Here is a 9145-nt window from a genome sequence, read left to right on the forward strand (position 1 = left end):
CGTGCTGCTCTCGGCTCGCCGGGTGGGCCCGGACGGCTTCGCCTACGGGGTCGACATGACGCCGGAGATGCTCGGGCTCGCGCGCGCCAACGCCGCGGCGGCCGGCGTGACCAACGTCGCGTTCCTCGAGGGTCGCATCGAGGCGCTGCCGCTGCCCGACGCCGCGGTCGACGTGGTGATCTCCAACTGCGTCGTCAACCTGTCCACCGACAAGGCGGCCGTGCTCGCCGAGGCGTTCCGCGTCCTCGTGCCCGGCGGTCGGCTGGGGATCAGCGACGTCGTCGCGCAGGACGACGTCAGCCCGGCGGAGCGGGCCGAGCGTGGCAGCCACGTCGGGTGCATCGCGGGGGCGCTGTCCCGCTCGGAGTACCTGGCGGGGCTCGCGACCGCCGGGTTCGTCGACGCGTCGGTGGAGCCGACCCACGAGGTGGCGCCGGGGATGCACGGCGCGATCGTGCGTGCGGTCCGACCACGCTGAGATCGTCTCGCAACATCTCTTGCGCAATATCTCTTGCGCAAGAGATGTTGCTAGACGTACCCTCGTCGCATGAGCACCGTGACCACCCCCGACGTCCCGGCCGTCCCCGACCCGCACGGGGAGCAGCTCCACGTCAGCGACCCCGCCCGGATCAGGGCCCTGGCCCACCCGGTGCGGCTGGACCTCCTGCAGCTGCTGGACGAGCGGGGCGAGGCGACGGCGACGCAGTGCGCGGAGCAGCTGGGCGAGACCGTCGCCAACTGCTCGTTCCACCTGCGGACCCTGGCCAGGGCGGGGTTCATCGAGCCGGCGCCCGCGCGTGGCCGCGAGAAGCCGTGGCGGCCCACGTCCCGCGGCCGGATGCTCGAGCCCGACGGCCGGGACCCGGCGTCGCTGCGCGCGGTGGCAGAGCTCGCGGGCATCGCGATGCTCCGCGAGGTCGAGCGCGTCCGGGGCTTCCTGCAGCGCAGCACCGAGGTCCCGGCGGAGTGGGTCAACACCGTCGCCGTGACCACCTCGGCCTTCTACGCGACGGCCGAGGAGATGCGCGAGGTGGTGGCCGCGATCGCCGCGGTGACCGAGCGCTTCGACGAGCGGCTGCGGGACCCGTCCCTGCGGCCGGCGGGCGCGCGCATCGGTCGGCTGTTCGCCACCGTGAACCCCGACGACTTCCCTACCCCGGAGGTGGACTGACATGACCGCCGTGCCGATCGCCACGACCACCCGGCTGCGCCTTCCCGTGCTCGCCCTCGGGCGCTACCGCGGCGCCGTCGTCCTGGAGGTGTCGCGCCACGCGGCGCGCACCCGCCACGGTGCCCGGGTGCCGCGCGCGCTGGACCGGCTCGAGCAGCAGCGGGACACGATGCTCGCGCTGCGCCGGGGTGCCGGGGTCTGACCGCGCCGAAGGTCCCGGTGGCGCACGGTGCGAACCGGGACAATCGAGGCATGGTCCACGGGTTGAGCGCGTACCGAGCCCTGTCGTCTGCGAGCAAGGTCGAGATCCTCGCCGTGCTGCAGCGCAGCGGCCACGCGCTGCCCGTGGCGCAGGTCGCTGCGGATGTCGGGCTGCACGTCAACACCGCGCGCGAGCACCTCGACCAGCTGGTCGCCAGCGGCTTCGTCGAGCGCGCCACCGAGCCGCGCGCCACCCGGGGGCGGCCCCGGCTCGTCTACCGCGCGATCGACCGGCCGGCTCCCGCCTCGGTCCACGGTGCGGTGCGCGACCGCCTCACGGGGCTGCTCGTCGACGGGTTCGGCGCGGCCATGGACTCGCCCGTCGCCGGGGCAGAGGCCGCAGGGCGCAGCTGGGCGCTCGAGCACGTGGCGGAGGCCGGCGGGCGCCTTCCCGGACCGGCCGCCGATGCCGCGTCCGAGCGGTCCACGGCGGCGGGAGCCCAGCTCGCGGCGCTGGAGCGACACCTCGGCGACCTGGGGTTCGCCCCGACGACCGATGTCGCGAGCCTCCAGGTGCACCTGCACCGCTGCCCCTTCGACGACCTCGCGCGGCGGCGCACCGAGGTGGTCTGCGCGGTGCACCTCGGCCTCGCGCGTGGCGTGCTGGCGTGCTGGCGTGCCAGGGCGGGCCGCTGGTCGCCGAGCGGCTCGACCCCTTCGTCGAGCCGCACCGCTGCGTGCTGCACCTGGAGGAGCGCCGAGGGGTGACCGCCGCGTCGTGACGGCGGTGCGCGTCGACGCCGGTGGCTCATGCGCGCGGGGTGGGCGTCGATAGGGGGTGACGAAGGAGTGCGCACCGACCCGATGACGACACCACCGAGCGAGCCACGGGAGACGTCCGGGGCGACGACGGCCCTGCTCCTGCGCTACGTGCGCCGGGAGGGCGGGCCGGACGCCGTCGCCGACGTGCTCGAGCGCGCCCGGGTGACGCACACGAGCGAGGAGCTCCAGGAGGTCTCGCACTGGGTGGGCTACGACACGCGGCTGCGGCTCTTCGAGGCCGCGACCGAGGTGCTCGGCGACCCTCGGACGATGTTCTCCGTCGGGGCCGAGGCGATGCGCGGCGGCGTCGACCAGTACATCCTCATGATCCTGCGGGCGCTCGGCTCGCCCCGGGCCGTGTTCCGGCAGCTGCCGCGCATGGTGCCGAAGTTCTCGACCACGTCGACGATGACCGTGCTCGAGTCCGGCGCGACCTCGGCGCTGCTCAGCTACCGGCTGCACGACGGCTACCAGCACTCCCGCCTCGACTGCGAGTACGCGCAGGGGCTCTTCGCGGCGGTCCCCGGCCTGTTCGGGCTGCCCCCGGCCACCATCGAGCACGTCGAGTGCGAGTCCGACGGCTTCCCGGCCTGCGTCTACCGGGTGGGCTGGAAGCGCTACCGACGCCTGCCCCTGCCGCTCGTGCGCCGGGCAGCCTCGGTCTCGACCGAGCTGGAGGTCGCCGGCCTGCGCGCCCAGATCCACGAGCTCCAGCACGCCGCAGCCGACCTCGTGGCCAGCGACGACGTCGGCACGGTGCTCGACCGGATCACCGACCGGGCGGTGGCGGCCGTGCTGGCGGCCGGGTACCTGCTCGTCGTGACCGACCCGCGGGACGGGGGGTCCGTGGTCCGGGCGCGCGGGCTGACGCCGGGGCAGACCCAGGTGCTCGCCGAGCGCGTCCTCGCGGGCGAGGACCTCGGCTCCTCGGCCCTCGTGGTCGACGTCTCCTCGGCCCGGCGTCGGCACGGCCGGCTCGTCGCCCTGTACGGCGCGGGGTACGAGGGCCAGCCGGACGACGAGCCGCTGCTGCGCGCCTACGCGAGCCACGCCGCGGCGGCGCTCGACCTGCTCACGGCGCTCGAGGAGAGCCGCCGCCAGGAGCGCCGGGCCTCCGCGCTGCTGACGCTCGCCCACGAGCTCGCCGCGGAGTCCGACGCCGTGGCCGTGGCCCGGGTGATCGCCTCGGCCCTGCCAGGGGTCGTCGGGTGCGACATGGCCTCGGTCATGCGGTGGGACCCGGGCCGGGGCGTCCTGGTGCCCATGGCGTCGACGGGCTACTCCCAGGAGGTGCGCGACGCGCTGCGCGACCAGGGGCTCCCCGCGGGCCAGATCCCCGAGCTCCTCGAGATGCTCGCGCACCACGGCCCCGTGCACATCAGCGCCGGCGACGCCAGCCACCAGGCGCGCGGGGCGCTCGTCTCGGTCGGCATGGGCCGCATCATCATGGTGCCGCTGCTGTCCGGCGACACGATGATGGGCGTCGCGGTCGCAGGCTGGACCACCGAGGTGGGGGACGACGCGGCGCACGCCGAGGCGATGGCCAGGATGCGGGGCATCAGCGACCAGGGGGCCACTGCCCTGGCCAACGCGCGGCTGCTGGCCACCGTGCGCCACCAGTCGGAGCACGACGCCCTCACCGGGCTGCCCAACCGCGCGGCGTTCGGCGCGCTCCTCGACGAGGCGCTGCTGCACGCGGCGGCCGGACGCGCCACGGCCGTCCTGTTCTGCGACCTCGACCGCTTCAAGACCGTCAACGACGGGCTGGGCCATGCCGCGGGCGACGAGATGCTGCGCCAGGTCGCCGCGCGGCTGCGCGGCCAGCTGCGCGAGCGCGACGTCGTCGGGCGCCTCGGCGGGGACGAGTTCGGGGTGCTGCTGGTCGACGTCGAGGACGAGGGCCTGCCGCTCGCCGTGGCGAACCGCCTCGTCGAGGAGCTCGACGAGGCGTTCCGGATCGCGGGCCGTGAGCTGCGCGGCACGGTCAGCGTCGGGGTCGCCGTGCACGTGGGTCCGGACGGCCGGGGCGACCGCCTGCTCGCCGCTGCCGACGCGGCGATGTACGTGGCCAAGCAGTCGGGACGCAACCAGGTGGCGCTCGCCGGCGACACCGCCACGCCGCGCACCACGCCGTCGCTCGAGGCCGAGCTCGCGGTCGCGGTCGCCTCGGACGAGCTGCGGCTCTTCTTCCAGCCCGTGGTGGACTCCTCCGACCACGTCGCCACGGTGATCGGCGCCGAGGCGCTGCTGCGCTGGGACCACCCGCGGCTGGGGCTGCTGGCCCCCGGCGCGTTCCTGCCCCTCGCGGAGGAGGTGGGTCTCGTCACCGAGCTCGACCTGTGGGCCGTGGACGCCGCGTGCGCCGCGTGGTCGGGCTGGCCGTCCGGCCGCGCCGGGCCGCTGCGGATCGCGGTGAACCTCGCCAGCGCCACGCTCGTCGACCGGCGCCTGCTGCCGGCCGTCCGGACCGCGGTGACGCGGCACGGCGTCCCGGCGGGTCTGCTGCACCTCGAGGTCGTCGAGAGCCGCTCGCTCACGGACCTGCCCGGGGTGATCCAGCACCTCGCGGAGCTGCGTCAGCTCGGCGTGCGCATCTCGCTGGACGACTTCGGCACCGGGTACTCGACCCTGACGTGGCTGCAGCAGCTGCCGGTCGACGAGGTCAAGATCGACCGGTCGTTCATCTCGGGACTGCCCGACCACGCGGCGTCGCTCGGGGTGGTCCGGGGGGTCCTGGCGCTGGCGCGCGAGCTCGGCATCGGCGTGGTCGCCGAGGGGGTCGAGACGGCCGAGCAGCTGTGCACGCTGCGCCGGGCCGGCTGCGACACCGTCCAGGGCTACCTGCTGGGCCGACCGGCCCCGGTGCTCACCCTCGACGTCACCCTTCCAGCACCCGCGCCGGGGTGCGTCGACCTCCCACGCTGAGCGTCCCGCCGTCGTGCGGAGCGTCCCGCCGTCGTGCGGAGCGTTCCGCCGTCGTGCGGAGCGTTCCGCCATCGTGCGGAGCGTTCATGGCTCGCGCGGAGGGAGTAGCACCGACACGCCCGCGCGTCGCGACCCGAGCGCTCCGCGCGCGCGGACCCGGGAGCGGGCCCGCGGCTCAGAGGTAGCGCGTCGGGTCGAACTCGGCCAGCGGGATGATCCGCAGGCGGGGCAGCCGCACGGTGAACGCCTGGACGTCTGACTCGAGGTCGAAGGTCTGCAGACCGCCCTCGACGAGGTGGCGCAGCGAGCCCGACGTGAACTCCGTGAAGCCCAGCAGGCCGACGTTGCGGTCGGTGCCGAGCAGCGCGGCGAGCTGCGGTGCGAAGTCGCCGTCGTGGCTGGCCAGGAGCACGTCTCCCGGGCGGTCGGCGAGCGCGTCGAGGGTGCGCTGGATGCCGATGTCCACGACCTTCTCGTGGGCCTCGCCGGACAGCGGGATGGGCTGGAAGCCGATCGCCAGCAGGGCCTGCACGAACGACATCGGCATGGTGCCGTTGGACGCGTTGAGGAAGAACAGGCCCGTGACGTCCTGACCGCCCCACGCGGTCCTGGCGAACTCCAGCACGCGCTCCCAGCGCGGGCGCTCCTCGGGTGCGGGGCGACCGTTGAGGATCGACCCACCGAGGGTCGCGTCGATGTTCTCGCCGTCGACGAGCAGGTAGGTGCGCCGCGGTGCGTCCGTCAGGGTGGTCACCTCCCGCACACTACGGGCGCGCGGCGCCGGGGGCGGTGAACGCGCTCGACGGCAGGTCGCGCTCGCTGTCGAGGAGGCGGATCCGGGACCGCCGCAGCTCGCGGCCGGCGGCGGAGATGCTCACCACGACCGCCGGCCCGCCCCGCTGGGCCGGGGCCGCGAGGTGGGGTTGCGCGGCGCGGAGCAGCGGGACGGGCGCGAGGAGGTTGACGGCGACGAGCTCGTCCAGGAAATCGTCGGTCAGCTCCGCGACGGGGCCGAGGGCCACCACCCCCAGGCGATGACGAGGACGTCGAGGCCGCCGAAGCCGTCGACGGCGGCCCGGTCCGCCCGGTCCGCCGTGCCGGCGTGCCGCAGGCCCCCACGAGCACGGTGGCGCCCGCGGTCGCCCTGCCCGACGGTCCTCTGCCCGCCGGCGGCCCTCGTGCCGCCGGCCTCGCGGGTCAGGGGTACAGGCCCCGCGTCCGGTGGGCCACGGCGACGCGCTGCACCGAGAGCAGCAGCGCGGCGTCGCGCAGCGACACCGCCTCGCGGCGGGCCACCTCGGCCACGGCCGCGTAGGCGTGCAGCATGCGCTCGGCGAGCCGCTGCTCGATCTCGGCCTCGGTCCACCAGTACGCCTGCTGCGCCTGGACCCACTCGAAGTAGGAGACGACGACGCCGCCGGCGTTGGCGAGGATGTCGGGCACGACGACGACGCCGCGCTCGGCCAGGATCGCGTCGGCCTCGGCGGTGGTGGGGCCGTTGGCGCCCTCGACCACCCACCGCGCGGCGACGTCGAGCGCGTTGTCCGCCGTGAGGACGCCCTCGACGGCGGCCGGCACCAGGACGTCGACGTCGAGGGTGAGCAGGTCCGTGTTGTCGATCGGGTCGGCACCGGGGAAGCCGACCACCGAACCCGTGGTCCGGACGTGGTCGAGCACGCGCTGCATGTCCAGCCCGCCCGAGCGGTGCAGGCCGCCGTACTGGTCGCTGACGGCCTCCACGCGCGCGCCGGCGTCCGCGTACATGTCCGCGGCGTGCGAGCCGACCTTGCCGAACCCCTGGACGGCGACCCGCACGTCGGGCAGGTCGAGGCCGGCCTCGTGCAGCGCGGCCCGGGTCGAGTGCACGACGCCGCGGGACGTCGCGGTCGCGCGGCCGAGCGAGCCGCCGACCTCGAGCGGCTTGCCCGTCACGACGCCGGGGATGGTGTAGCCCTGGTTGACCGAGTAGGTGTCCATCACCCAGGCCATCGTCTGGGCGTCGGTGCCGATGTCGGGCGCCATGATGTCCCGCTCCGGGCCGATCATCGGCATGATCTCGCTGGTGTAGCGGCGGGTCACGCGCTCGAGCTCCGCCTGCGAGTACCGGCGCGGGTCGATCGCGACGCCGCCCTTGGCGCCCCCGTACGGCAGCTCGACGACGGCGCACTTCCAGGTCATCCACATGGCCAGCGCGCGGACCTCGTCGACGTCGACAGACGGGTGGTAGCGCAGCCCGCCCTTGCCGGGCCCGCGCGAGACGTTGTGCTGGACGCGGAAGCCGTGGAACAGCGCCGTCGACCCGTCGTCGCGGCGCAGCGGGATCGCGACGTTGATCTCGCGACGTGGGGTGGCGAGCATGGCGTGCATGCCCTCGTCGTAGCCGAGCCGGCGGATGGCCCCCGCGAGCTGCGACTGCGCGGTGGCCAGCGGGCCGTCGTGCGTGGGCCGGGCGGAGTCGGGGGCGATGTCCGGGACGTCGGCCGTCAGGGTGGGACGGGACGTGGTGGACGGGGCGGTGGCGGGCCTGCTCGTGGCGGGCTCGGGGACGGTCATCGTTCTCCTTCGACGGGGCGCTGACGGGCCCGCCGGGAACGACATCGGGCCCGGGCCCACTCTGTCACCTCCGGCCGCCGGGGGTGACCAGAACGAGCTACACCGCCCCGGGCGTGCCCGTGTCGGACCTTCGTCCTACCCTCGGGACCATGACCGACGCGATCACGGCCACGGGCCTGGTGAAGAGGTACGGCAGCGTCACGGCCCTGGGCGGGGTGGACCTCGCCGTCCCGACCGGATCTGTGCTCGGGCTGCTCGGGCCCAACGGGGCGGGCAAGACGACCATCGTGCGCATCCTGGCGACCCTGCTGCGGCCCGACGAGGGGAGCGCGCACGTGGCGGGGGTGGACGTGCTCACCGATCCGCGCGGCGTGCGTCGCAGGATCGGCCTGTCCGGCCAGTACGCGGCCGTGGACGAGTACCTCACCGGCTTCGAGAACCTCACGATGATCGGCCGGCTCTACCACCTGGGCCGCCGCGAGGCGCGCGAGCGGGCCCGCCGGCTGCTCGCCGACTTCCGCCTCGAGGACGCGGCCGACCGTCCGTCACGCACCTACTCCGGCGGGATGCGCCGCCGGCTCGACCTGGCGGGGGCGCTCGTCGCCGACCCGCCGGTGCTGTTCCTCGACGAGCCGACCACGGGGCTGGACCCGCGGGGACGGACGGACATGTGGGAGGTGATCCAGACGCTCGTCGCGGGTGGCACCACCCTGCTGCTGACCACCCAGTACCTGGAGGAGGCCGACGTGCTCGCCGACTCGATCGTCGTCATCGACCACGGCCGGATCATCGCCCAGGGCACCGCCGACCAGCTCAAGGCCCAGGTGGGCGGCGAGCGGCTGGAGATCACCGTGACCGACGCCGCACGGGTCGCGGAGGCGAGCGCGCTGCTCGCGCCGCTCGGTGTGGGGGCACCCGTGGTCGACGCGCACCGGCGGTCGCTGCTCGTGCCGGTCAGCGGTGGGGCGAGCGTGCTCGTCGACGCCCTGCGCCGGCTGGACGGCGCGGGCATCACCATCGACGACGTCGGGCTGCGCCGGCCCACGCTCGACGACGTGTTCCTCACCCTGACGGGCCGCCCGGCCGAGGAGGTCGAGGCAGAGCTCGAGGCCGCCGGGACCGGGCGAGCCGGCCGCGCACGGAAGGAGGCCCGTCGATGAGGGTCCCCGCGGTCATCGCCGACGCGCACGTCGTCGCCATGCGCAACATCATCAAGATCAAGCGGGTGCCGGACCTCATCGTCTTCACGGTGCTCTCGCCCATCATGTTCGTGCTCCTCTTCGCCTTCGTCTTCGGCGGGGCCATCGACCAGGGCGGCGGGGGAGCGGGCTACCGCGAGTTCCTCATCGCCGGGATCTTCGCCCAGACGGTGATCTTCGGGGCGACCATCACGGGGGCCGGCCTCGCGGAGGACGTCAAGAAGGGCATCATCGACCGCTTCCGGTCGCTGCCCATGGCGCCGTCGGCGGTGCT

10 protein-coding genes are annotated in these 9145 nt (G+C 74.8%); 7 read left to right on the forward strand and 3 right to left on the reverse strand.

The window, feature by feature from the left end; genetic code table 11:
* The 5 genes from PKY62_RS10535 to PKY62_RS10555 all read left to right on the forward strand — a co-directional run.
* Positions 1-478 (forward strand): methyltransferase domain-containing protein (locus PKY62_RS10535; RefSeq protein ID WP_324536711.1); only part of this gene is annotated, 478 nt, incomplete at its 5' end.
* 69 nt (positions 479-547) lie between these two features.
* Complete coding sequence (locus PKY62_RS10540; protein ID WP_324536714.1) at positions 548-1171, forward strand: ArsR/SmtB family transcription factor; 624 nt, start codon at positions 548-550, stop codon at positions 1169-1171.
* Between the two features lies 1 nt (position 1172).
* Positions 1173-1373 carry a hypothetical protein gene (locus PKY62_RS10545; protein WP_324536716.1) on the forward strand — a complete coding sequence of 67 codons (201 nt, stop codon included), beginning with the start codon at positions 1173-1175 and terminating at the stop codon, positions 1371-1373.
* Positions 1374-1435: 62 nt separating this feature from the next.
* Positions 1436-2140 carry a helix-turn-helix transcriptional regulator gene (locus tag PKY62_RS10550; RefSeq protein WP_324536718.1) on the forward strand — a complete coding sequence of 235 codons (705 nt, stop codon included), beginning with the start codon at positions 1436-1438 and terminating at the stop codon, positions 2138-2140.
* Positions 2141-2236: 96 nt separating this feature from the next.
* Positions 2237-5119, forward strand: a complete 2883-nt coding sequence (locus PKY62_RS10555; RefSeq protein ID WP_324536720.1) for a putative bifunctional diguanylate cyclase/phosphodiesterase — start codon at positions 2237-2239, stop codon at positions 5117-5119.
* Positions 5120-5294: 175 nt separating this feature from the next.
* Here the strand turns inward: PKY62_RS10555 and PKY62_RS10560 are convergent, their stop codons facing one another.
* The 3 genes from PKY62_RS10560 to PKY62_RS10570 all read right to left on the reverse strand — a co-directional run bounded on the left by PKY62_RS10560 (position 5295) and on the right by PKY62_RS10570 (position 7672).
* Entirely contained in the window at positions 5295-5873 is a 579-nt protein-coding gene (locus PKY62_RS10560; protein ID WP_324536722.1) for an NYN domain-containing protein, read from the reverse strand.
* A 10-nt stretch (positions 5874-5883) separates the two neighbouring features.
* Positions 5884-6141 carry an SDR family oxidoreductase gene (locus tag PKY62_RS10565; protein WP_324536724.1) on the reverse strand — a complete coding sequence of 86 codons (258 nt, stop codon included), beginning with the start codon at positions 6139-6141 and terminating at the stop codon, positions 5884-5886.
* A 175-nt stretch (positions 6142-6316) separates the two neighbouring features.
* Positions 6317-7672, reverse strand: a complete 1356-nt coding sequence (locus tag PKY62_RS10570) for a Glu/Leu/Phe/Val family dehydrogenase (RefSeq protein WP_324536726.1) — start codon at positions 7670-7672, stop codon at positions 6317-6319.
* Positions 7673-7821: 149 nt separating this feature from the next.
* Here PKY62_RS10570 and PKY62_RS10575 point away from each other — a divergent pair, with 149 nt between their 5' ends.
* Together PKY62_RS10575 and PKY62_RS10580 are read left to right on the forward strand one after the other, a co-directional pair.
* Entirely contained in the window at positions 7822-8832 is a 1011-nt protein-coding gene (locus PKY62_RS10575; RefSeq protein WP_324536728.1) for an ATP-binding cassette domain-containing protein, read from the forward strand.
* Positions 8829-9145: ABC transporter permease (locus PKY62_RS10580; protein ID WP_324536730.1), on the forward strand; the 317-nt coding region annotated here is incomplete at its 3' end. The genes PKY62_RS10575 and PKY62_RS10580, both read left to right, overlap by 4 nt.

This window comes from Actinotalea sp. (genome assembly GCF_035443605.1).
Classification (GTDB): Bacteria; Actinomycetota; Actinomycetes; order Actinomycetales; family Cellulomonadaceae; genus Actinotalea.